Below are 22271 nucleotides of genomic sequence, written 5' to 3' on the forward strand. Positions count from 1 at the left end.
CGTTCGCCCCCGGGTGGCGGATCTCGCCACCTTTTCTTCGCAGAATTCGGCCGCGTTCAGTCGACGCGTTTCGTGATCTCGATGAGATGATAGCCGAACTGAGTTTTCACGGGTCCGTGAACCTTGTTCAACTCGCCGGTGAAAACCACGTCGTCGAATTCCTTCACCATCTGGCCGGGACTGAACGTCCCCAACGCCCCACCCGATTTTCCCGAGGGACACGAGGAGAACTCAGCGGCGACTTCACCGAAGTCTTTCCCGTTCTCGATTTGTTCTTTCAGGTCCAAGCAAACTTCTTCCAACTCGACCAGGATATGACGTGCACTTGCAGTAGCCATGCGATACTCAATCTTTGATAGATGCCTTTGTTTCCGAAACGGCACACTTTGCCGCTTCAATCGAGCACATATCCTGCGCTGAGATTCCCGATTGGGAAAGCCGCCTACCGCGACGCGCGTCACCCTCGCATTTCACGCGACTTCTTTTGCGCCCGCTGTTTGGCTCGAAACCGCTTCTTGCGTTTGGCTTCTTTTTCTCGATCGCGTTCTACTTTCTCGGCTTCCTGCTTTGACGTTTCCGCTTTTTCGCGTTCCATTCCCTGCGGAGTTTCGAACGTGAGCGGCCCGAGACCTCCCGAGCGAATCTCGGTGACAAAGATCTTGGACGCTCGCTCCAAATCCACTTGGTTGTTTTTTCCCAAACAACCACGCTTCCTACCAATCGCTTCGATCAGCTCGAGCTCTCTCGAGGGCTGCGAATCCAAATCAAACCGGTCGACCAAACGATCAACATAACGATCCAACAGATAGCGAGCTCCAAAAAAAGCAACGTCGCTATACTCCATGGCAGTTTCTTGGATCGACCCCAGCAATGCCAACCGGTAGCTACTGTACGTATTTTGAAGATTTGGCCACAGAACACCGGGCGTATCTAAAAGGGTCACACCGTCACCGATGTTAACACTCTGTTGCTGCTTCGTGATCGCCGGCGTGTTTCCCGTCTTCGCAATCTTGCGACCGGCCAGAACGTTGATGATGGTTGACTTCCCAACATTCGGGATCCCCATAATCATCGCTTTTGCTGATTTGCCTTCCTTGTGGGGCACCATCTGCGCAATCGCATATTTGATTTTGCGAATGGTTGGTACCTCTTCGGTCGTTACGGCGCGAGCACGGACGCCGGCAACCGCATTGAAATGCTCCTGCCACTGGACCGTCATCGCTTCATCGGCGAGATCACTTTTGGCGAGCACTTTCAAACACGGTTTGTCGCCACGCAATTCGGCGAGCATCGGATTCTCACTCGAATACGGGATCCTCGCATCAAGAACCTCGACGACGACATCGACCTTGGGCAAGACGGCCTGCATCTCGAGTCGCGCCTTGTGCATGTGGCCGGGGAACCATTGGATTGACATAGCGTTGGGCGTCCTCTTAATCGATCTCAAACGGCGAAGCGGCGAAGGCAATAGTCCTGGCTTCGATCCCCGTGATGCCTCTGCATCGTGAAACGTTGTATTGAAACACGCCTGCAACTCCTGGGATAGGCGTCTGTGGACGAGGGTGAACCGCTCCTGCGTGAGAAGGACACCATCCGGCAGGGCCGCTTCCACCGGCAAGAGCAACGAAGTGCAGCGTGATCCCCTTCCGACAGCATCGTCAGGGAAGCAACGGCACCGGTGGATGTTTGCCTCCTGATCACGCCACCACGATCGATCCCCCGGCAACAGCACCACGGGACAATCGCAGCAAAACGCGATACGAACCGCCCCCTGGTGCTCCGAACAGGCACACTGTTTGCATCGTATCAACACAGAATTGGTTCAGGAAAGCCGCATCGTTCACTGCAGCATTATTTGTAAACGTCCACCGCCTGCGTCATAATCGATGACGGACGGCGGACGGAGGTGATCGAGCGGTTACGTCTACTTTTCATACGTCTGCTTTACATAACAGTCAGCGAGCTGTTCATGGAAGTCTTCGGCTTGTTGTCAAATCAGCGGAGACCGAAAGATGGACAAGAGTCTGTTGAACAAACCCGAAGGGTCGTTTGAAACAACCGTCCCGAGACGATTCCCTGTTCCCTCATCTGACCACGGACCTCCCGCGAACCAACCTGAGAGCCACCCCTCGAGGTCAAAATCCAGCGTGCCGCTCGAGACGCCCTCCTGCGATGCCAATTTCAACGGCCCGTGCGCTCATGAAGTCGTGCGAGACCTGTTGCCGGTTATCGACAACCTCGACCGAGCGATTTTGACAGGCCGACACAGCGGCGACTTCGATGAGTTCATGTCATCGATTGAGGTGGTCCGCAACCAGCTATTTGACACACTGACTCAACATGGTCTACAAGAAATTCCTGGCACATGGTGCCCGTTTGACACATGTCACCACGTGGCGGTCGGCCAAGAAGACGACGATGGGCACCCACACGGTTCCGTCGTCGACGTGGTCGAACAGGGATATCGTTTTGGTGAGCGAGTCCTCAGGCCATCGAAGGTGATTGTTTCTCGTAACGATTCCTCGAACCCAGGAGAATTCGAATGAACTACTACGTGATCATCGAAACAGACCACGGTTACACGATTACTCGCGTCCCGGAAGGCATGACTGCGGAAATGGCTGCGAAGGAAGCCGACGGGATCCTCGTCGATGACGCCCTGTATCGCTCGTTCGAAGAAGCAGAAGACGCCCTGGCTGCCTTCCCGAGTCCCTTTCCGGAAAAGGCCTTCGAGTAGTCCACCCAGGCGACTCCACGAGCCAGTGAGTTCCTCGCCTCAATCACTCGAAATCACTCCAAACTCCCCGGCTCCATGTTTCCCAGGTAGGCAACATGGCCGGGGAGTTTGCATTGAATCCCACCGTGGTCGCTCTCACCAACCTCCCATGCTCTGACGGGCCATTTCACGAACGTGCACGCGGGAGATGTCATTCTGGCATCCTTGGTTCTCCCGATCAAAAGTACCTCGCAATGCACTGGAGTTTCGTTGCTGCAGACGTGCCTTTGCTTGCTCAAAACGGGTTTGGCACAGCCGTTGCTTTTCTTATGGCTCACGCAGTTTCGACTGCCAAAAATGCAGAAAAACAAGAACCTAACCTTCTTTTGACCTTGCTTGAAAGGAGCATCTAAAATGTTAGCAACACGATGGGAACCCTGGAGCGAATTGAATCGTTTGAGCCGAGAAATGGACCGTCTATTTGGCCGCAGCGGAAGCGTCGCCACTGGCGTGAGCACATTCCCCGCAATGAATGTCTGGGGCGACAACGACAACCTCTACGCAGAGGCGGAGTTGCCTGGTTTCTCGCTCGATGATCTCGAGATTTACGTCATTGCCAATCAACTCACCCTGAAAGGCGAACGCCGACCACCTGAACACGATGGTGGCACATGGCACCGTCAAGAACGCGGGTATGGCAAGTTCAGCCGGACGATTGAACTCCCCGGTGACATTGATGCGGAGCGAGTTTCCGCCGAGTTCAAAAACGGCGTCCTACGCGTCACATTGCCAAAGAGCGAAGCGGTCAAACCACGACGCATCGACGTCAAGGCAAACTGAGGCAACGCGAATTCGACCATCGAGTGGCGATCGATCCCTATCGAACACCACTCGATGACCAATACGCAAAATACCATTGATTGTAACGACCTCAACGATCAAGGAGCACAAACATGAGTACCACAATGACAACGACAAACCAAAACGTTTCTCACGATACCGAACGTTCGAAAGATACCAACGGAACCGCTCAACGTGCGACTTACCAACCTCGATTCGATATCTGGGAAGGTGATGATGAGTTGGTTCTCTACGGAGATCTTCCGGGCGTCGATAGCGACAACCTCGACGTCAACTTCGAGAATCGTCAATTGACGATCCATGGCCAAGTCAGCCATTGCCATGACGAGGAAGGATACCTCTTCAGTGAATATGGCGTCGGTGATTTCCAACGCACGTTCACGATCGGCGAAGCAATCAACGGTGAGGCGATTTCGGCTGAACTGCACAACGGAGTTCTAACCCTCCGGTTGCCAAAATCCGAACACGCCAAACCCCGCCGAATCGAAGTGCAAGTACGCTGATTTGTCAGTGATGATGCCTTGCCTGACACCGGTCGGGCAAGGCAAGCAGGGGTTCGTGTTGCAACTCGCCCGTTGCCACACGGACCTTTTTGATGCCGGCACTTGGCTAGCTGAATTGACGGTCGCAACGCGAGACGGCGTCCAAGCTCGTGGCCCACACCGCAGTGACGAGACGCGGAGATTCGGCAACATTGACGAACCTCCCGCGAGGGACACCGCACACGCACCGGCAGCCTAGCTCCGCAAATTCGCAAGATTTTCAGATGCCTGCGTCACATTATCACCTATAATTGCCGAAATAAACGACGGCACGTTTCGTGCACATCTGTTCCGTGAACAAGGGATGTGTGAAGTAACTTGCAACCATGCAGAGGTGATGCGATGGATTATGTCGGTTTTGTCCTGAATCGGGCAGGCGAATGGCTTGAGCACTGGATCGCGTCAATCGCGACCACGGAGGAGGAGTTCGTCGACGAAGTTTCCCCCGTTGAGTTTGTCGGCGGTCCGCTCGACGGATACGAGCATGCGGTGAGTGCGTCCAAACTCTACCACCTTCCGCCATCGGTACTGATCCCGATCAGCGTTTCTTTAATCACGCATCTGACCGACACGCTCGAAGAGCAGTTCTCACGTGTCCCGACAGGTCATCATGATCTCCCTCGCTCTTTCGCGAGTTACGACCTCGAACCCGATGGCGCCCGGTGGCGTTATCGGTTTAGCGGACATGTCATCACGGACGACGTGAAAGCACCCGACTAGTCGCCCCCCTTTCCTGAATCACATCGCCCTGTCCTGCATCACATCGCTGCCCTCCCAACGCAGAGGATTTGATCATGACTACCACGTTTGCACAAACCTCTCGAAATCCCGGCCCAAAACCCCAATCGACCCCCGCGTCCGACCGCACGCAACGGGGAACTGCCGCGCGATCGACTACGCTGCGGGACGCGCAACATCATCGCATCACGCCCGTGGCACTGGGAACGACGCCCGGGGCACTGAGCACGAGCCGAGTTGATGACACCACGCCGCCTGACGCGCAGCATTCCCCGGCGATCACGTCATCTCCGTTTGAACTGCACGTGGCTTCTGACGTCCCGACACGCGGTGCGTTTCGTCGCAAACATCGTCGATGGTCAAACTTCTTTCGTGACTTTTGGATCGAGAAATCGTTCACGTTGTTCTCGCTCGTCACATCAGTTGTGATTGCCACGCTCTGCACCGCCGACCTTGTCTCGCGGTGGCCTTGGATGCGTGCCAGCCCTCTTTTCGACTGGAGCTTTCTTTTTGTCGGCATCGCGATGTTCATTCTCGGATGCCACGTTTTTTCAGACCAGATTTAAACTCCCGCACCAACCTGTCAAACAGGAGGAAATGAAAAATGAATGCTTACTTACGAACTCTGCTCGTCACGTTATTCTCGCTTGTTTCCCTCTCAGCTGTTTCTGCAGAAGAAGCATCGCCGACAACGATCGACGCGGACGCATCGACGCCAATCGTTTCGAAAGAAAGTGGTGGCATCCTAGATGAATCGACGCAAGCAAGCCTTGGTGTGATGGTGGCTTCGCTCCCGGAAGTCCTCGCCAGCCATCTTCCCGAAGCACTGCCCAACGGTCGTGGGATTTTGGTTTCCAACGTTGTCGAGGGGTCTGCGGCGGACGCGGCCGGTTTGCAACGCAACGACATCCTCGTTCGATACGACGACCAAGATCTTTACTCGAGCGAGCAATTGATCAAGCGTGTCCGAAACGACAAACCGGGTGATGAAGTGGCGTTGGAATACATCCGCGGTGGAAAACTTCAATCGACCAAAGTCGTCCTCGACAAGACACTCAAACCGCGACGCACCCCTGTGAATGAATGGTCGGGAATGACCCCGCCGTTCAACTTCCCATGGTCGTCCATGCTTCCTTCTTTCTCGACGAACCAAAACATTGCAGGAAATGACAACACTGAATGGAACGAGTTCGTTTCGCTCAGCGTCGTGAAAGAGGCCGACGGCACCTACACCGCACGCATTACGTTCAACGACGAGAATGGCGAGTCAGTGTCACACGAGTTCAAAGGAAAGCGACAAGAAGTAAGAGACGCGATCAACGCCGACACCAGCCTGCCGGAACATCGTAAAAATCAACTACTGCGTACGCTCGATGACCGAGCAAACGATTTTCGCGATTCTCTATTGAATGGCCTACGACGCAACCATTGGCAGTCCCGTCCATTCAATTGGCAAAGCTTTCAATTTTGAACCGAGGTGAAACATGAACACTCCTCGATGCCCCACCTGCAACACCGATATGGACGAGGGCTTCCTGCTGGATCAATTTAGCGATTACCGCAAAGACAACTTGTTTTGGGTAAGCGGCACGTTCAGTTCATACATGATGGGCCACGAACATGTGCTGCCTGTTCGCAGTTGCCGTTGTCCCAACTGCGGCCTACTGCTCAGCTACGCACTTGAGCGAGCAAACGCACTCTCGCCGCACTCCGATGCACTAACACCCTCAGAATCGAGGCAAACGTCCTCAACGCAGCGACGTTCATGCGACGAGGTCGCGGTGCCCGGCTAACCGGTCGAAAGTCGTTTGTCAGCGTGACATGATCGCTAATCCAGCAACTGACGCTGTTCGGTTATGCCCAGCCGGTCTTTCGAGATTGGCGTTTTCATGAAGGCGAAGACGATTGATTGTCGATTCGCCTTCGTGCATTCTGTCTCGGTCCCAAAAACACACCTCCACGACAACGGCACCGCGCTGCAAGCCCGGCCTCGCAAACCCGGTTCTACTTGGCCTGTCCCCTTTTGAAGATACGGTTTGTGTGGAAGCGTTATCTGCCTGTCACCATCGTTGAGCCAGGCGCCTCGTTGGCGCATCCGGCCGTTTGGGGCCCTGCACCTGCGAGCAACATTCGGCGCATTCCGATAGCGATGATGCCTGCTTGTGCCAACGACCATACGATTAGCACTCCCCACCAATGCTCCACTGCGGACGCCCCCTCCGGAGACAACGCGAAGCCGCCCAACATCGCGATCATCCCAGGGACGGCAGTTGCCACTAAGATGACAAACGTCTTTCCGATTCCCTTCGCGGAGGCCCCCAACAACATGCTTGCAACATCGAAAATCCCGTAGACGGCGGCATATCGGAGCAAGAGAACCGCAACCGGCTCGATCTCACCACGTTCACTCGCAGTCAATCCACCTAGCGAAACTTGCAGTAAAAAATACGGAAAGCCAAGGAGCAGCACCGCCAATATCACGACACCCGCACCACCGATAACCAACGATCGTCTCATGACTTGCCCGGCCAAGGCGATACCTCCCGACGCGAAAGCCTGCCCGGTTACTACAGTCACCGCGGTGGCCAATCCGATCGCTGGGATCGATAACAACTGGTAAAGACTCAGTGCCGCTGAGGTCGCCGCGAGCCCAGTGACGGATGCCGCGCCGATCAACAACATGAGCAAACTGAAAAGTGCTGACCGCACGAGCTGCTGAATCCCCAACGCAGATCCGGGCACGGCGATTTCGTGGATGAGTGCCGCATCGGGTTTCCACGACTCAGCAAAATGCCGTCCGAACGAACGTACTCTCGAAAGCAGAACGGCAAACACGAAAACCTTGAACCACATTGCGATCACCGTCGCCGACGCCGCTCCCCAAACCCCCAACGCCGGAATTCCCAGTCCACCGAAGATCAACCAGAAATCAAGGACGACGTTCAGGGCAGAAGACGCCACATTGGTTCGCAGAATCGGTTTGGTTATTCGACGACCGACAAAAAATGCAGTAAGCCCCGCTTCGAGCATGGATGCCGGTGCCACGAATAAAAGCGTCCGAAAGTATCTCGCCTCCTGCAACGCTAGGTCCGCCTCGTGCCCAAACGCTTCGAAAACGCGTGGGCTGAGCCATCCGACAAAAACGAGGATCGGAATACACGCGAGCGTCATCCAAATACATTGCCACACCAACGCCCAGGTTCGCCGATTCACCGCACCACGATCGCGTCGTCTGCCGAGAGTGATCGCCACCAAAGGGGTAATGAACCCCATCATGGAAACCGGAACGCAGGCGACCGCCCAATAGAGATTGCCGGCAGACACGGACGCCGCCGACGAAGTCGGGCCATACCACATCAACAAAGTTCGGTCGGTAAACAATGTGATCGAAAAACAACCGACTGTTGCCGCAAGGGGTATCGCAACCGCGAGAATCGCTCGGTATCCGAACGAATGACTATCCTTTCTGCTGTGGTTTTCGCTCGACAAAACGACCTATCCGTTGTCCGAGGTAAGTGATTGGCTCAGGAAATGCATACCGAGTTGAATCTGTATCAGCTTCACTCTTCGCTCCACGAGCAGGAAACTCGCGATGTCTGCAACTCCCGCACCGACCAAACTCCACCTTCCATTCTCGCGACCTTGGATTCTCGCCAAGCAGTTTGTGTGGCGGTTCTCGGAGACGATCAACAACTTGGCAAAATCCATCAACAGTGCCGAACAACAGATGCAACGATCCGGTGCAATGATCCCCCGGTGCGAACCCGTCGTTATTATTCCTGTACGGAAAAAGGGATAGATGGCGATTCCCTCAAATTCAGATTGGCTAACCCATCAATGGGTCGTGGCTGGTATCGTCTCGGCATCCTCTCGTTTCATCCCGGTACCCTTTATCGACGATTTGGTCCGCGAGCAATGCAGACGGTTTGTAGTATCCAGGACCCTGCACGCCAATGAACCGACAGAAAACGTTTCACTCGAAACGCTGCGGCCTTACTACAGCAGCAGCGATGGTTGCCTCACAGGTTGCCTCGGAACACTCGCCAAGGCACCGCTGAAAATCATCTTGTTTCCAATACGCAAGGTTGTTGCGGTCGTGACTTCGGTTCGAGGCGTTCCTCTGGAAATCGTGAAGATGGTGCTGCTCGGACGCACCTTGAATCGGCAACTTCGCGATAGCCCCAAGAAAATCAACAACGCCTACGCGATGCGGATGCGAATGGCATTCGAAGATTCGTTCTCAGGAATGGACTTTCGAATGGTCAAGGCTGCCATGAACGATGCCCTGTCACACGTGAGTGGGTGGAAGTCATCGGCAATGGAAACGGCTCGCCAAGCAGTAGCCCGGCAGGATGAAGCACGCGAACCAATCAACGCCCCCAAGGAAGTAGAGACCGGAGCGCAGAAAGTCCAAGAGGTTCTCGATCGCCCCGAGTTCGCAGACCTGTTCACGGAGTTTGACAAGCGGTTCGACCAACGCATGATCGTGTAGCCAAACCGATCGAACAAGGCATCATCGTCCATCAGCAAACACATTCAAAACGGTTCAGCGATAAAAACATCGCTGGACCGTTTTTCGTTTTCGTGCTCACGAAAACCATGCACTTTCGACTCCTTTCGTCAGCGATCCGGCGAGAGCCGCGACGTTCCCCACACCGCCGTTGGCACACCTGTTGCTAATGCGTCCTGTTGCCAATGCGTCTAGCGACGCGGTTTGCAATCGCAACACAGGTCGCCCGTTAAACGAAACCGATGCATCACCGTCAACCGACGCATCCAGATGCATACCAATAACAAACATCAACTCTTATCAATTGATGGGGATAAACATAATGAAGATCGGCATTATAGGTCACTTGAAACACCCCATTGCCAAACCCCACGCAGGCGGCCTGGAGAGCTTCACAGACGCGTTCGTCCGACGTCTCGTCGATAAGGGACATGAAGTAACTCTATTCGCATCGGGAGACTCCGATTCGTCGCTTCCGCTGGCACCGATTGTGGAATCGTCCACGATTCCTGACAGTCTTCGTCGGCTCGGTCGCGTGCACTATGAGTGGGTCGAGAGTGTCGAAGACGAAGCCTACGAACAACTGATGAACAAACTCGGACAACATTCGTTTGATCTGATTCACAACCACTCCCTCAGCCCCATCCCGCTTCGCTTTGCGGGCCTCATCCCGACTCCCATGATCACCACGCTGCACGCCCCTCCACTCGAACGAATGGTCGGGGAACTGCAGGCACGTGGAGCCTTTCAATGCGGACGCTTCGTTAACATTTCGAACGCGAACGCAAGGGCATGGAGCCCCCATATTCCAAACCAGTCCGTGATTCACAACGGCGTCGATACACGGTTTTGGAAACGCTGCGGCACCGACCGAGAGAAACGAGCAATCTGGTTCGGGCGTATCCTTCCCGACAAGGGAACACACATGGCAATCGACTCTGCAGCACTCGCGGGCCTACCGATCGACCTCGTCGGTCCGATCAGTGATGACGAGTACTTTCAATCTGCAATCGTCCCAAAACTGGGACCGAACGTGCGTTACCTCGGACATCAACGCCATGATGATCTGTGCCGACTCATTGCCCGGTCCTCAGTCACCTTCGTGACACCTTGCTGGGACGAGCCATTCGGTCTCGTGGTGGTCGAATCACTTGCTTGCGGAACCCCGGTCGCGTGTTTCGAACGGGGGGCTATCCCGGAGATCGTCGACGATTCGGTCGGGCGAATCGCCTCTCCCGGCGACATCGCCGGACTCGCGAACGCTGCGAGTCAATGTTTGAAGCTATCCTCCACCCGATGCCGACAGGTCGCTCGGCAGCGGTTCAGTTTCGATCACATGATTGATTGCTACGAGGACATGTACCTGCGTCCTCAAGCAGGAGTTGCCGCATGAGCGTTCCACGCGTGGGCTTCTATGTCCACTACCACGGCAGAGGGCACAAGCATCGAACGGAAGCCATCTTGAAGCACCTCACCATTCCCTCGTCGGTAGTCACCAGCCGGATCGATAAACTGCCTTGGTCCGGCCCGACACTTTCCGAAGTCATCGGCATCGAATGCGACAACGAGGGGCTCAACGAAGAAGGCTTGGACTATGTGGCGGACGTACCGTCGCTGCACTTCGCCCCGCTGTGGTCACACAACATCACCGACCGTGTCGCCGCATACACTAAGTGGCTGGCGACTGCCAAACCGGATCTAATGGTTGTCGATGTTTCCGCCGAAATCTCTATGTTGACGCGATTAGCATCGGTACCTCAAATCGTAATGAGACAGCATGGTGACCGTAGCGATCCGGCACACATCAACGCATACGCCGCTGCTCATTCATTGCTAGCTCCGTTTCCTGAGATGATGGAAGACTCCATCACGCCCGCGTGGATCAAACAGAAAACGGTCTACCTCGACGGGTTCTGTCGCCACACGAACACCACATCCTCGGATACGACAGACAAGCCGCTTTCTACCGAGCGTGAACCGAACAACACGATCGCCTTCCTGTTTGGCCGTGGCGGCAGCGGTGACGTTCATTCGCGACTTCGTGACGCTGCCTTGGCACTACCGAGCCATCAAATCCTCGTGGTCGGAAAAGAGGCTAACGAAAGCAATCACCCATCGAACCTGCACTATCTCGGCTGGGTCGACAATGCCTCGGCCTACTGCCAGAGTGCCGACGTGGTGGTAACCGCCGCAGGCCACAACAGCGTCATGGAACTCGGCCATTCACGATGTAAATTCATCGCGATCGCCGAACCACGGCCCTTCGCAGAACAAATCCGAAAGGTTCAGATCCTACAGCGTGAAGAACTCGCCGTCGGATTGGAACAGTGGCCCACGCCTCACACTTGGCCTTCGCTCGTACAAAGCGCACTGAGCCTGGACACCTCGAAATGGGACCACGTGTTCCGCAACGATGGAGCGAAACAGGCGGCCAAACACATCGAACAGGTCGCCCTCTGGTCACACAACAAACGTCATCATTCGGAAACCATCTCAATATGATCATTCACGCGTTGACGATCGTTCGAGGACGTGAACTTCACCTGCAAAACCAGGCCCGAGGATGGATGCAGTCGGTTCGCAAACCGGATCGCTGGATCATCGTTGGCATGGACGAGGACATCATTCCACCCGACACGGGCGGAACGATCGACGTGATCACCGAGCGAGTCGACACGATCAACGAATCGTTGCCTCTCGCGAAAGCTCGCAATCGTGCCGCCCAACTCAGCGACGCCGACGCGATGGTTTTCTTAGACGTCGATTGCATCCCATCGCCAAACATGCTGACCACGTTCGAAGATGCTATTGGTGAATCCGATCGATTGTGGATGGGCAGTCCTCGCTACCTTCCCGCAGGCGCGACGACCTCCGATTGGTCGATGCCGGAACTCCGAGAGAAGGCGATCGCCCACCCGTACCAACCGAGGCTAACCGAAGGTGAGTGGCAACCGTCGACCGAGTACGAAAAGTTTTGGTCGCTTTGCTTCGCCACCACGCCAGACACCTTCCAAACCATTGGTGGTTTCAGTGAGGATTTCGCGGGCTACGGCGGTGAAGACACCGACTTTGCCTTTGCCGCGCGCGAGGCCGGCGTCCCTTTCGGCTTCGCCGGAGCGATGGCCTACCATCAACACCACGCAGTGTGCAAACCGCCGCTGAATCATTTCGATGCGATCATCCGCAACGCGATTCAGTTTCGAAGGCGATGGGACTGTTGGCCCATGGAATCGTGGCTAAACGCCTTCGCCCGCCACGGCTTGATTCGTTTCGACGCCGATTCGGATACGCTCGAGCTAATCCAGCGGCCCACCAACGAGCAGATCCAAAACGCGACCGTCATGACACCGGCCGGCTTTTAACGCAACGGTCCTCGCAGTGCTCGCGAGGGCTATCGAAGAGGTCGTTCTATCTCGGTCGATCACAATTTCGGTTCGCCAGGTTGCTGCAACCGCTTGAGCGATTGACCGCTCGACTGTTCACGCATTGATCACCGTTTGCGGGACCACAGGGTCGAGAGTCTCGACCTTTTCCCACACGTGTATCTGTAACGGAGGCACGTTCAACATCACCGTCTCCGTCGTTGGCGGCCCAAACAGCGGCCTCGCAAATTCGCAAACATCAGGTCGGAACTGATAGGCAATAAACCGTCCCCCGGGAGCGAGCGACTGATGGACCGATTGCATGATCCGCTTGGCAACGGGTTCCGGCAAAGCGCTAAACGGGATTCCCGAGACCATGACATCGACCGTCGCGATTCCCAGGTCTCTCAAGACACCGCAAAGATCCTGTGCGTCGGCATGCTCAACGTGCAATCTGGGGTCGACGATCTCCGCCGCCGCTGCTGCTAACTCTTCAGTCTTTTCAATCGCAACCAAGCGTCCACCGGTCGACAACTGCTCGAGCAACCCGAGCGTGGTGCCACCCGCGCCCGGCCCGAGTTCCACGATCGTGTCGGCCTGCCGAACACAATCGCGATCGGAGATAGCCTGAGTCAAGTAAGGCGAACTCGGACAAACCGTCGCTACCTGAGCCGGATTCCTCATCCAGGCTCGTAGCACCCAACCGGCACGCCGGAGATACGACAGCGAATTCGGACGCGTTACAGCATATGACATTGTTCAAACCCTCAGATCTTCTTTTCTACAACACAACAGCGACTAAAAAACAATCGATTCACAACACACTCTGAAACGTCGTTCAACAAACTACTGGGATGACCACGAAAGCCGGACACTCCGACACCGCACGCCCCAGTAGCCATGAACACGACAACCAATGGCTTACTCGACATTGAAGCGACGAAAACGAGCCATCAGAAACATATGCACTGCGTAGCACATCAACCCGAAGCCGGTGATCCCCAGCAATACTTTCCCGTACGACTGCGACGCGATCATTGCCAGAGCATCGCTCATCCCTGCGATCTCACCGTCAGACGTTCCACGGTACGCCGATGCGACCACGAATCCACCGATGATTGCAAACGCGACCGCTCGAGTACTGAGTCCTATACGCCCAACATTCAAAGCCGCCTTCCGAGCCGTTTCACTCATTTCCGCGAGCCGATACTTCGTCATGAAGCTCGCAAGATACGCTTTGTAGATGAAGTAGCCTGCCACACCAATCGTGACCCCACCCGCGATCCCCAAAACAACGCGGCCCCATGTCGATTCGAGCAAGAAAGCACCGGACGAACCTCCCGAACCGCCACCAAAACCCAACGCGCGACTGCCGGCAAAACAACCTAGCGACAGGTAGGCGATGCCGCTGACCGCGTATCCGATGCGTTTGCAGATACCTTTGGCCTCATTGCCCGCACCCTCGGTGTCTTTGGCCGCTTGAGTCCATCTCCACGCGGTGTAGCCGATCAAACCGATTGCCACGATCCCCAGAAGGATTCTACCGAAGGGCTGCTGCCCGATTTCCTTGATCGCTTCGCGCGAACCGGAGATCTCGCCTCCCGCACCGATAGCCAACTTGAACGCGAGAAACCCAATTATGAAATACACAACACCTTTCGCAACATGCCCGGCACGCCCCAGGGATTCAATCCATGAAGGAACCTTGGGCAATGATCTCGTCTTAAATCCATGCCATGTTACGCTGTGCTTGTTCGTCCCGGCCTGAGTGGTCGCCATCCTTATATCCTCGTGAACGTTGTTAAATCTATTAAATGCCACGGTATGAATAACGCGTCGTTACGTTCACGTGTTCTTCGCAACTCTCATGCCATGAGTCATTCCTGAGAGGTGGACAGACCGCCTGACCGGGGTCTTATGGAATTAAGAGACAATTCATCAGTCGATGGCGTTGGGCGAGCTTCCCATGGGAAAAGCGGGGCGCCCCTTTGATTAGTTGTTTTATTCAGACCAAAGCTGCCGGGGAACGGGCTCGGAATCATCGCAATCCCCTCACATGAGCAATCGACGCCCACACGTAGAACATCGGATAGAGCAGTGAAACGAGGACCAAACCGAGAGGGCTGTTCGGATAATCCCAAAACAGAATGGCGACGAGGCAACCGGTCCAGATGAGACCGCCCCAGAAGACCGGACGCCACCAACGCAAAGGTGCGAGATTCGGGTAAATCACCCAGACCGGCAGCACAGTCATGATGCTCAACCCCCACAACGTGATCGCGGTCACCCATGGGCTCCACTGCGTACTGAATACGCCGGCATAGATTGCATACAAGTTCCAGTACGACGGAAAGCCGCGAAACAAGCCGCGAGACTCGTCCTTCGCCTCGCGATGAGCGAACCCAAGCAAACTCGCGCCCATCGCAAACATCACTGAACCACCGAACCCCGCCGGCATCCACCCCATTCTCCAAATCAGCATCAGCGGAATGAACGCGAAGGTGAGATAGTCCAGTAAATCGTCAATGACGCGGCCATCGATCGATGGTGCGTACCTCTTCACTTCGAATCGCCGCGCCAAAGGTCCGTCAATCGAATCAATGAGCGTCGTCAGCATTAGGTACGCGAAGACCAACCGCGGATCACATTGCGGACGAGAAAGTTCGTGCATCGCCAACGCGGCGGGCACAATTCCCGATGCGGTCAACAAGTGCACGAGGTAGGCAGATAGCGAGGCGAGGCGAGGCCGCTTCGTAGAGTGACCCGCATGACGATCGCTTTTTCGGTCGAACTGTCGAGGCGGATTCACGTTAGGCACCGCAACGTTCGTATGCGATTCGCTTGGTGGAGTAGAGGACGGGTCAGCGAGATTCACAAAGATGTTCCTTTGGTCATGCAAAAAACCTCGCCGGGCTGACCGGCGAGGTTAGAAAATTGTAGTGATCCACGTTGATCATTTGCGATTGATCACCGCAAACGTGGTTACTTTTTCTGCGATGCAAATAGACGCGTCGGCTCTTCACCGGTCACTTTATTTTGCAACATTTTGCTCGTCAGCGAGGCCTCGAAACGAACATTGCCGGTACCCGTCGGTTCTGCGGTCACGGTGTACTCAACACGTTCACCCGGTTCCATCGTCTTGATCGGCTTGAACTTGATTTCATTGCCTTCGCTTTGCGAATCAGTTGGCCCATCGGCGGACTTGAACTTGAGGTTCTTCGGCAACATAGCAACCAACTGAACGTTCTGGTCGGGGGCATCGCCTTCGTTCCAAACCTGGATGATGTACTCGACGTTACCGTCTTGCTTCACAGGGTCTTCGGCGTCCACCACAGCGAGTTGCAATGCGGGCAAACGAACGACCTCGGCAGTAGCCATCGAGGTTGCGGTAGTTTTCGCAGTCGACTTTTCTTGGTCTTCTGCCGCGTCCACGGTACAAACGTGACGTGCACGCACCTTCGTAGCGACCTTATCGAGATTGTCGGTACGGATCGCGTAGGTAAACTCAGCAGCCTGTCCCGCTTCCAAACGATCGATTACAAACGACTCGGTTTGCATCTCCATCTTGTTATTGTCTCGCGAGTCGGATTTCTGGCTATCCGCGGTTTGATTATCGCTCGCAGGAGTCGGTTCACCCGACTGACCACCCTGCGCGTTATTCCCTTGGTGCTGCTGCGTCTTGTAGTCGCTCATGTCAGCCAAATTAGCCTTTGCGGGCCACTCGACAGTAACGTTCACCGACTCCGCAGCCGCATTGCCTGTATTGGCGATGGTGGCAGTGAAAGTCACCAAATCGTCTGCGTAGACGCGTTCGGCTCCGTCGACCTGAACCATCAAGTCAGCAGCAATCACTTCGGTTGCGGTTTCTTTGCTGCGACTCTTCAACTCACTACCGTCAGCCTTAGCAACAGCGCGGCTGCGAAACGTTCCGGACTTGCGAGCATAAACACGTGCAACAAATTCACGTGTCTCACCGGCGGCGAGTCCATCAACGGGGAAGGATAGTTCACTTTCACCGTCAATCGTTGCGAGCCCATCGCCGAGCGAGTCGGTGATTTCGAACTTCCCAACGTCGCCACTTCCGGCGTTCTTCACTTTGTAATTCAGCTCAATCACGTTGCAACGGTTGGCTTTCTTGGGAGCCATCTTGGTCAACTCCAACTCCGGCTTGACGATTTGGCTCGTCAAACAGATCGCAGGGGTGTAGCTGACAACTTCCAAACAACTTCGCAGCTCTCCCTCTTCATCACCCGAAGCCTGGATGGTGAACTCTCGACGTTCACCGGGCTTTAGCGTGTCGATCTTCATTACCTTATCGCTCGACTGCGACTGGTTACCTTGATCCTGGTTGCTCGAACCTGAGTCCGACTGCTGTTTTTGTGACTTCTGATCCTGACTCGACGAGGATTCATCACTTTGTTTTGTATCTTCTTGTTTGCCGTTCACCGAAACGGATTCGATTTGAAAACCTTTCGCGCGACGCTGCTTGAGCTTGATGTCGTGCAAAACCGTTTGGTCGGACGCGTTGGTCACTTCGACGGTGTACGTGAACTGTTCACCGACTCGCGCCGATTCGGGCATATCCGCTTTGATCATCAGCAAACCGCCACCGGTTTGCATCGTAGTCTGGGCGGTGGCAACACCGACACTCGACATCATGAACACCAACGTGGTGCATGCTACTAGTCGTAGGGAACGACGGAAATTCAATGGCATTGTGTACTCCTCAATGCGTTGTGAAACGTAAAATCAATGGAACGGCAACCCGCCGTTCATTGCCTCTCGTGTTCGCAACGTTCATGCCAAGTCATTCAATCCGTGGAACCTTCACAAGAGTTAAACCGTTTCGGCAATCGGTTCATCTTCCTTGACGGGTTCGCAATCATCGCCAGGACGACAAGGGTATTCACCGAGCACCACCGCGATCGGGTACGTTTCATCAAACCGAGCAAACACTTGCCGCATGACGATCAACAAAGGCACAGACAACAAAACGCCAGGAAGCCCCCACATGAATCCCCAAAACGCGACGGCCACCAACACAACCAGGCTGCCTACCTTTAACGTTCGCCCGAGGATTGCTGGCGTGACAAACTGACCTTCCACCGCCGTGGTCGCCCAGAACGCAACCGCCGTCAAAAGAGCCCGGCCGAATGAATCAAACTCGGTTCCGGCTGCCACTAGAACGATCGCGGTGCCGGCTATCGGACCAAGGTATGGCACAAAATTGAACAACGTCGCCATCGCTCCCCAAAGATAAGGTGTTGGCATTCCCACGGCCCACATCACCAACGTGACGGCAACGCCGAGCCCGATGTTGATCATCGTAATCTGACCGAGATACGTGCCCACGCTGTTTTGAATCTCTGCCAGGGTTTGCAGAACCTTCTTGCGACGGCCTCCGTCAGGAAGGACGTTCAGTATGCGATTGAGAACGTCATCACCATTGGTCAGCATGAAGAACGTCAACACGCCGATCGCGGCGATGAACGCGAGCACGTGTCCGGTTTGGTTGATCAGATACGAAGGATCGATGATGCTCGGCTTCTCAACCGACACGGTGACCTCCGTGGTGTCATCACGCACTCCTGCCGTCGCCTTGCTGAGCTGCGTTTCGGCACGCTCCACGGTCGCCAATGGCTCCGCAACCTGGTCCACTTTTTCACGCAACCGGTTGACGCTCTCAGGAGCCTCGGCGAGCCATGTTTGCAGCGGACCGTACAATACGGTGGCAACCACCGCAGTCATTGTGAAGAAGGCAAAGATCACGATGGCGGTGGCAGCCACCTGACTCAAACCCAACCCGCACAACCGAGCGACGATCGGCCGAAGTGTCAAATAAGCGATCAATGCGATCGCGAGAGGGACAAACAGATTGCTCGCCACGTAGAGCACACCCAGCAACAGAATCACGGCGATGCAGATCACCCAGGGTGAGGTTGACGCCGTGAGCGCGTGATAATTCCGCCATTCCGCGTCCGACTCAGGGTTAGAATCGTATCGCAGACGTGCTTGTCTCGGTGGAACAGCTTGTCTCGGCTGGACAGTTTGCTTTGGTTGAAAAGGGCGTTCCCGCGTCGTAGCCATTGATCGATCACCTTGATTCGCAGTGTTTCCGGCTCGGCGTGATGAACGCCAGTTTAAAGCTCACAACTCCTCGGGACGTGAACCTCCCGCGAAACAACGCAAACCTCGTTCCGGCGCAGATCTTGCACCCTTCGTCCAGTTGGTCCGGTTTGCAATATCTACAAGGACAACCATGCTTTTATCGACAATCGACTTCATCCTGCTCTTTATCCAAGTTTGCTTGGTCGCTGGCACGCTGCTGAACCTCAGCTCCCATCCTCACTGGTTCATTCGAGGTTGGGATTTCCCGCGTGTTCAGATCATCGCAATCGGCTGGGCAATCGCACTGCTGCACTTTGCCATTGCCGCCGCGCTGCCTGGCCAGCCGCCGGTTTCCGATTGGGTGTTCCTCGCCTTGGCGATCGGTCTGACGTTGTGGCACGGGTTTCGGATCCTGCCGTACACCCCTATTTTCCCGAAACAGGCCAAACCGACGCAAAAGCAACATCGCCGAGAACGCGACCCCGCTTCGTTGCGAATGGTGGTGTCCAACGTGGAAGAAGAGAACGACCAATTCGAACAGTGGACCCAGGTCATTGAAGATGCGGATCCGGACATTCTCGTCGCGTTGGAAATTGACGAGCGCTGGGTAGACAGCGTTTCGCCAATCCTCGAGCGTTATCCTTATCAGATCATCCAACCGCAGAAGAATTGGTACGGGATGATGATGTTGTCGCGATACCCGATCGTCGAACACAAGATTCGCTTTCTCGTTCAGGAAGACATCCCGTCGATCGACGCGATACTTCGAATCGAAGATGGTCGGCAAATCCGCGTCATTGCCGTCCACCCCCGCCCACCGGAACCATGGAGAGGCAACGACGCGACCGCACGCGATGCCGAACTCACGATTTGGGGGCAAGAGCTCGCCGAGGAAACCGGACCGACTCTGATTGGCGGCGACCTCAACGACGTCGCGTGGTCGGCAACGACGCGGTTGTTCCTCCGCACCAGTGGCATGCTCGATCCTCGGCGGGGTAGGGGGTTTTTCAACACATTCCATGCAGACCATTGGTATTGCCGGTACCCGCTCGATCATATCTTCCATTCGCCTCACTTCACGGTCAGCGACATCCACCGGTTGCCTCATATCGGTTCGGATCACTTCCCGATGCTGATCGATTTGCGTCTCGAACCGGAGCACCAAAACGAGCATGAAGTGCTCGATGAGAAGGCGAACGATTCCGATGAAGTTGACCTTCGGATCGAACGGGCTCGCGAAAATGATGAGATCCAAGGAGAAGCAGTTCACCGCGAACCCGAACACGCCATCCGAGACTAAAAACCTCCCCGAATACAAACCAGCCGATCGGCGTTCGACGTGGTTCACACAGCACCACCGGATGAACGCCCGCCGACCGAACGATACGCCGGGACGAAACGATCGGCCCCGAGCGGCATTCTTGCCAATGTGATCGGGTAGCGGTCAGCGAATCGACCGGCGTGAGCCAAGGCACACCAGTCTTCTGCGCCGAATTCTGCGGTGTCACGTTCCCTCGACGCTCATCGTCGACTGCATAGAGCGAATCGTCGACGTGAACTTGGGTTTGGCACGACGATTGCCTATCTCACCCCACAGTTTGACTCCCAATCACGCCTGCAACATCACGTTAGCCGGCAGAGAATTTCCCCTATTTCAGTAGGCAACAAGATGAAGACTTTGCTTAGTATTTTGACCCTTGCTCTCGGTTTGAGTGTCGTCGGATGTGACGATTCCGTCTATGACGAACGAGCCGAAGAAGTCCGCGACACCACCCAGCAATACGCTGACGATGTTCGCGAGAACTACGACAACGCTGCCGAAAACATGGAAGAGCGTTACGAGTCGGCACGCCCCGCTTGGGAAGACCAAGCTGACGAGCGAGCCGAAAACCTCGAAGACCGCGGCGAGCAAATCGCAGATGAAATCGAGGCTGAAGGCGAACAACGCGCCGATCAACTCGAAGAGATGGACGACAACGAAACGGTCCAAGAGGTCGAATAATTCGACAGCCTCCGCGATTCGGTCGGTCCGCTCGCTGATATCAGCGAAGACAAACCTCGATCGCGAATTTGACGTTTACCCACAACAGCCGGTCTTTCGATCGGCTGTTTTTTTGCACAACGCGAGCGAAGATGAGACATCTCTTCACTGAACACAATGCACTTCGGTGAACGCCATGTCTCAACAGAGCATGGCGTCCTCTTTCGTCGTGCCGGTGCGAGTCAGTCGCTCGCTTTCGAAAAGGAAGGATCAATCAAGTGACCGTTGCCAACGACGAACAATGGCCAACTCCGTTTAAAGAATGGCTGACACGGACTGCGTCCGCTGCGGACGACATCGCTGACTCAGGCGTACGCCGTTTGAAACGACGCTTCGGCCACGAAGACATCCCCAAGATCCAACCGTACATGGGGTACGCAACGTCCGAACGCATCTACCTGCATGGACGCGTCCTGACCAATCCTCCGATCGACTCCGATTACCAAACCGATCACTGGTGGAGAAATCTGCAAAATGCCGTCCAACGCTTCGTCAGCAATGAAGTGCCTGGCGTGACCATCGAAGGAGCGTTCGATGGGCACACGGCCACCACCACATCGGACTCTGAAGGCTACTTCCACTTGACGCTGGACCGTCCACCTCAGGAGAGCGCGGCATTTTGGGACATGGCGAAACTTCGCATCAAAAACCATCCCAGGGCGCGGCGCGAAAGTGATCAGACAACCTGCCATCTTCTTTCGGTCCCCAGTGAGGCCAAGTTCGCCATCATCAGCGACGTTGACGACACGATTCTGCACACCGGTGCCACGAATATCGTGACGATGGCCAAGCTTACTTTCTTCGGCAACGCCCGCACCCGTGCTCCGCTCGATGGTGTTGCCGCACTATACGAACGTTTGCAGTGCGAAGACGGCAACACACCGATCAATCCAATCTTCTACGTATCAAGCTCGCCGTGGAACCTCTACGACTTGCTCGAAGACTTCCTGGAACTGAACGCGATCCCACGCGGGCCGTTGCTTCTACGAGACTTGGGTTTCGACGAAAACAAATTCTTGAAATCAGGGCACGAGCATAAACTCGACAAGGCACGCCGCCTCATTCGCGCGTACAAGCATCTTCCCTTTCTTCTCTTCGGAGACTCAGGGCAAGAGGACGCCAGGCTTTACGCGGCGGCGGCCGAAGAATTTCCCGATCGCATCCGTGGAATCTTCATCCGCGACGTCGATCCGATGATCAGCAGCAGCCACGACGCGAAAGTCGATCAATACGTACGCCAGGCCGCACAAGCCGGAGTACCGATGTACTTGATCAAAGATAGCGTTCAAGCTGCCGAGATCGCAGCCGAACACGGATGGCTCGACCGCGACGCCTTGCCCACAATTGTCCAAGCAACCCGCCGTGACACCGAACGTCCACCCGTCTAGTAGTT

At 55.3% G+C, this 22271-nt stretch carries 26 protein-coding genes; 16 read left to right on the forward strand and 10 right to left on the reverse strand.

Annotated elements, in window-relative coordinates; genetic code table 11:
- Positions 1-56: 56 nt before the first annotated feature.
- Together RSSM_RS23920 and ylqF are read right to left on the reverse strand one after the other, a co-directional pair.
- The gene (locus RSSM_RS23920) at positions 57-338 is read right to left on the reverse strand and encodes a peptidylprolyl isomerase (protein ID WP_008685562.1); all 282 of its coding nucleotides are present in this window, start codon (positions 336-338) and stop codon (positions 57-59) included.
- Between the two features lie 119 nt (positions 339-457).
- Complete coding sequence (gene ylqF, locus RSSM_RS23925; protein WP_008685564.1) at positions 458-1417, reverse strand: ribosome biogenesis GTPase YlqF; 960 nt, start codon at positions 1415-1417, stop codon at positions 458-460.
- A gap of 730 nt (positions 1418-2147) precedes the next feature.
- Here ylqF and RSSM_RS33920 point away from each other — a divergent pair.
- The 9 genes from RSSM_RS33920 (at position 2148) to RSSM_RS23975 (ending at position 6650) form a co-directional block, all read left to right on the forward strand.
- The gene (locus RSSM_RS33920; RefSeq protein WP_008685567.1) at positions 2148-2546 is read left to right on the forward strand and encodes a nucleotide exchange factor GrpE; all 399 of its coding nucleotides are present in this window, start codon (positions 2148-2150) and stop codon (positions 2544-2546) included.
- The gene (locus RSSM_RS23935) at positions 2543-2737 is read left to right on the forward strand and encodes a hypothetical protein (protein WP_008685569.1); all 195 of its coding nucleotides are present in this window, start codon (positions 2543-2545) and stop codon (positions 2735-2737) included. Before RSSM_RS33920 ends, RSSM_RS23935 begins: the two co-directional genes overlap by 4 nt.
- A gap of 393 nt (positions 2738-3130) precedes the next feature.
- Positions 3131-3556 carry an Hsp20/alpha crystallin family protein gene (locus RSSM_RS23945; RefSeq protein ID WP_008685571.1) on the forward strand — a complete coding sequence of 142 codons (426 nt, stop codon included), beginning with the start codon at positions 3131-3133 and terminating at the stop codon, positions 3554-3556.
- A gap of 113 nt (positions 3557-3669) precedes the next feature.
- Positions 3670-4080, forward strand: coding sequence for an Hsp20/alpha crystallin family protein (locus RSSM_RS23950; protein WP_044303488.1), 411 nt, complete (start codon positions 3670-3672; stop codon positions 4078-4080).
- A gap of 10 nt (positions 4081-4090) precedes the next feature.
- Complete coding sequence (locus RSSM_RS23955) at positions 4091-4318, forward strand: hypothetical protein (protein ID WP_008685574.1); 228 nt, start codon at positions 4091-4093, stop codon at positions 4316-4318.
- A gap of 119 nt (positions 4319-4437) precedes the next feature.
- A complete protein-coding gene (locus RSSM_RS23960) occupies positions 4438-4839 on the forward strand; it encodes a hypothetical protein (protein ID WP_236621348.1) in 402 nt (133 codons plus the stop codon).
- Positions 4840-4913: 74 nt separating this feature from the next.
- Positions 4914-5423 carry a hypothetical protein gene (locus RSSM_RS23965; RefSeq protein WP_044303489.1) on the forward strand — a complete coding sequence of 170 codons (510 nt, stop codon included), beginning with the start codon at positions 4914-4916 and terminating at the stop codon, positions 5421-5423.
- A gap of 38 nt (positions 5424-5461) precedes the next feature.
- Positions 5462-6328 (forward strand): S1C family serine protease, encoded by an 867-nt coding sequence (locus RSSM_RS23970; protein ID WP_008685582.1) that lies wholly within the window; start codon positions 5462-5464, stop codon positions 6326-6328.
- A gap of 13 nt (positions 6329-6341) precedes the next feature.
- Positions 6342-6650, forward strand: coding sequence for a PF20097 family protein (locus tag RSSM_RS23975; protein WP_144060077.1), 309 nt, complete (start codon positions 6342-6344; stop codon positions 6648-6650).
- A gap of 256 nt (positions 6651-6906) precedes the next feature.
- Here the strand turns inward: RSSM_RS23975 and RSSM_RS23980 are convergent, their stop codons facing one another.
- Together RSSM_RS23980 and RSSM_RS33360 are read right to left on the reverse strand one after the other, a co-directional pair.
- Entirely contained in the window at positions 6907-8346 is a 1440-nt protein-coding gene (locus tag RSSM_RS23980; protein ID WP_008685586.1) for an MATE family efflux transporter, read from the reverse strand.
- A 6-nt stretch (positions 8347-8352) separates the two neighbouring features.
- Positions 8353-8565, reverse strand: coding sequence for a hypothetical protein (locus RSSM_RS33360; RefSeq protein WP_008685587.1), 213 nt, complete (start codon positions 8563-8565; stop codon positions 8353-8355).
- A gap of 91 nt (positions 8566-8656) precedes the next feature.
- On the opposite strand from RSSM_RS33360, the gene RSSM_RS23990 reads away from it, so the two are divergent.
- Positions 8657-9349 (forward strand): hypothetical protein, encoded by a 693-nt coding sequence (locus RSSM_RS23990; RefSeq protein WP_008685590.1) that lies wholly within the window; start codon positions 8657-8659, stop codon positions 9347-9349.
- A 96-nt stretch (positions 9350-9445) separates the two neighbouring features.
- Here RSSM_RS23990 and RSSM_RS23995 read toward each other — a convergent pair whose 3' ends face one another.
- Positions 9446-9658 (reverse strand): hypothetical protein, encoded by a 213-nt coding sequence (locus tag RSSM_RS23995; protein ID WP_144060078.1) that lies wholly within the window; start codon positions 9656-9658, stop codon positions 9446-9448.
- A 31-nt stretch (positions 9659-9689) separates the two neighbouring features.
- On the opposite strand from RSSM_RS23995, the gene RSSM_RS24000 reads away from it, so the two are divergent.
- From RSSM_RS24000 to RSSM_RS24010, 3 genes are read left to right on the forward strand one after another with little or no spacing between them, the layout of a single operon-like run.
- Entirely contained in the window at positions 9690-10760 is a 1071-nt protein-coding gene (locus RSSM_RS24000; protein WP_008685594.1) for a glycosyltransferase family 4 protein, read from the forward strand.
- Positions 10757-11869, forward strand: a complete 1113-nt coding sequence (locus RSSM_RS24005) for a glycosyltransferase (RefSeq protein ID WP_008685596.1) — start codon at positions 10757-10759, stop codon at positions 11867-11869. The genes RSSM_RS24000 and RSSM_RS24005 overlap by 4 nt, the downstream gene beginning before the upstream one ends.
- The gene (locus tag RSSM_RS24010) at positions 11866-12729 is read left to right on the forward strand and encodes a glycosyltransferase family 2 protein (RefSeq protein ID WP_008685598.1); all 864 of its coding nucleotides are present in this window, start codon (positions 11866-11868) and stop codon (positions 12727-12729) included. Before RSSM_RS24005 ends, RSSM_RS24010 begins: the two co-directional genes overlap by 4 nt.
- Positions 12730-12846: 117 nt before the next feature.
- Here the strand turns inward: RSSM_RS24010 and RSSM_RS24015 are convergent, their stop codons facing one another.
- From RSSM_RS24015 to RSSM_RS24035, 5 genes are all read right to left on the reverse strand, one after another.
- Positions 12847-13485, reverse strand: a complete 639-nt coding sequence (locus RSSM_RS24015) for a class I SAM-dependent methyltransferase (RefSeq protein ID WP_044303491.1) — start codon at positions 13483-13485, stop codon at positions 12847-12849.
- 165 nt (positions 13486-13650) lie between these two features.
- Complete coding sequence (locus RSSM_RS24020) at positions 13651-14508, reverse strand: DUF1206 domain-containing protein (protein ID WP_044303492.1); 858 nt, start codon at positions 14506-14508, stop codon at positions 13651-13653.
- 259 nt (positions 14509-14767) lie between these two features.
- Positions 14768-15445 (reverse strand): CDP-alcohol phosphatidyltransferase family protein, encoded by a 678-nt coding sequence (locus tag RSSM_RS24025; RefSeq protein ID WP_008685604.1) that lies wholly within the window; start codon positions 15443-15445, stop codon positions 14768-14770.
- A gap of 266 nt (positions 15446-15711) precedes the next feature.
- Positions 15712-17445 carry a COG1361 family protein gene (locus tag RSSM_RS31915; protein WP_052336105.1) on the reverse strand — a complete coding sequence of 578 codons (1734 nt, stop codon included), beginning with the start codon at positions 17443-17445 and terminating at the stop codon, positions 15712-15714.
- Between the two features lie 120 nt (positions 17446-17565).
- Positions 17566-18657, reverse strand: coding sequence for an AI-2E family transporter (locus RSSM_RS24035; RefSeq protein ID WP_008685618.1), 1092 nt, complete (start codon positions 18655-18657; stop codon positions 17566-17568).
- Positions 18658-18988: 331 nt separating this feature from the next.
- Here RSSM_RS24035 and RSSM_RS24040 point away from each other — a divergent pair, with 331 nt between their 5' ends.
- The 3 genes from RSSM_RS24040 to RSSM_RS24050 all read left to right on the forward strand — a co-directional run bounded on the left by RSSM_RS24040 (position 18989) and on the right by RSSM_RS24050 (position 22266).
- Positions 18989-20137, forward strand: coding sequence for an endonuclease/exonuclease/phosphatase family protein (locus tag RSSM_RS24040; protein WP_008685619.1), 1149 nt, complete (start codon positions 18989-18991; stop codon positions 20135-20137).
- A gap of 369 nt (positions 20138-20506) precedes the next feature.
- Positions 20507-20839, forward strand: coding sequence for a hypothetical protein (locus RSSM_RS24045; protein ID WP_008685623.1), 333 nt, complete (start codon positions 20507-20509; stop codon positions 20837-20839).
- Positions 20840-21096: 257 nt separating this feature from the next.
- Complete coding sequence (locus tag RSSM_RS24050) at positions 21097-22266, forward strand: App1 family protein (RefSeq protein WP_008685625.1); 1170 nt, start codon at positions 21097-21099, stop codon at positions 22264-22266.
- Positions 22267-22271 lie beyond the last annotated feature (5 nt).

This window comes from Aporhodopirellula sallentina SM41, from assembly GCF_000346505.1.
GTDB classification, from domain to species: domain Bacteria; phylum Planctomycetota; class Planctomycetia; order Pirellulales; family Pirellulaceae; genus Rhodopirellula; species Rhodopirellula sallentina.

Bases quoted from the DNA above. Each gene is read 5' to 3' on its own strand.
- RSSM_RS24015 (WP_044303491.1), bottom strand. From the start codon at position 13,485: ATGTCATATGCTGTAACGCGTCCGAATTCGCTGTCGTATCTCCGGCGT.
- RSSM_RS24020 (WP_044303492.1), bottom strand. From the start codon at position 14,508: ATGGCGACCACTCAGGCCGGGACGAACAAGCACAGCGTAACATGGCAT.
- RSSM_RS23965 (WP_044303489.1), top strand. From the start codon at position 4,914: ATGACTACCACGTTTGCACAAACCTCTCGAAATCCCGGCCCAAAACCC.
- RSSM_RS23955 (WP_008685574.1), top strand. From the start codon at position 4,091: ATGATGCCTTGCCTGACACCGGTCGGGCAAGGCAAGCAGGGGTTCGTG.
- RSSM_RS24005 (WP_008685596.1), top strand. From the start codon at position 10,757: ATGAGCGTTCCACGCGTGGGCTTCTATGTCCACTACCACGGCAGAGGG.
- RSSM_RS24010 (WP_008685598.1), top strand. From the start codon at position 11,866: ATGATCATTCACGCGTTGACGATCGTTCGAGGACGTGAACTTCACCTG.
- RSSM_RS23975 (WP_144060077.1), top strand. From the start codon at position 6,342: ATGAACACTCCTCGATGCCCCACCTGCAACACCGATATGGACGAGGGC.
- RSSM_RS24040 (WP_008685619.1), top strand. From the start codon at position 18,989: ATGCTTTTATCGACAATCGACTTCATCCTGCTCTTTATCCAAGTTTGC.
- RSSM_RS24000 (WP_008685594.1), top strand. From the start codon at position 9,690: ATGAAGATCGGCATTATAGGTCACTTGAAACACCCCATTGCCAAACCC.
- RSSM_RS33360 (WP_008685587.1), bottom strand. From the start codon at position 8,565: ATGGATTTTGCCAAGTTGTTGATCGTCTCCGAGAACCGCCACACAAAC.
- RSSM_RS23950 (WP_044303488.1), top strand. From the start codon at position 3,670: ATGAGTACCACAATGACAACGACAAACCAAAACGTTTCTCACGATACC.
- RSSM_RS24045 (WP_008685623.1), top strand. From the start codon at position 20,507: ATGAAGACTTTGCTTAGTATTTTGACCCTTGCTCTCGGTTTGAGTGTC.
- RSSM_RS23935 (WP_008685569.1), top strand. From the start codon at position 2,543: ATGAACTACTACGTGATCATCGAAACAGACCACGGTTACACGATTACT.
- RSSM_RS23995 (WP_144060078.1), bottom strand. From the start codon at position 9,658: ATGTTTGTTATTGGTATGCATCTGGATGCGTCGGTTGACGGTGATGCA.
- RSSM_RS23990 (WP_008685590.1), top strand. From the start codon at position 8,657: ATGGCGATTCCCTCAAATTCAGATTGGCTAACCCATCAATGGGTCGTG.
- RSSM_RS31915 (WP_052336105.1), bottom strand. From the start codon at position 17,445: ATGCCATTGAATTTCCGTCGTTCCCTACGACTAGTAGCATGCACCACG.
- RSSM_RS23970 (WP_008685582.1), top strand. From the start codon at position 5,462: ATGAATGCTTACTTACGAACTCTGCTCGTCACGTTATTCTCGCTTGTT.
- RSSM_RS23920 (WP_008685562.1), bottom strand. From the start codon at position 338: ATGGCTACTGCAAGTGCACGTCATATCCTGGTCGAGTTGGAAGAAGTT.
- RSSM_RS23945 (WP_008685571.1), top strand. From the start codon at position 3,131: ATGTTAGCAACACGATGGGAACCCTGGAGCGAATTGAATCGTTTGAGC.
- ylqF (WP_008685564.1), bottom strand. From the start codon at position 1,417: ATGTCAATCCAATGGTTCCCCGGCCACATGCACAAGGCGCGACTCGAG.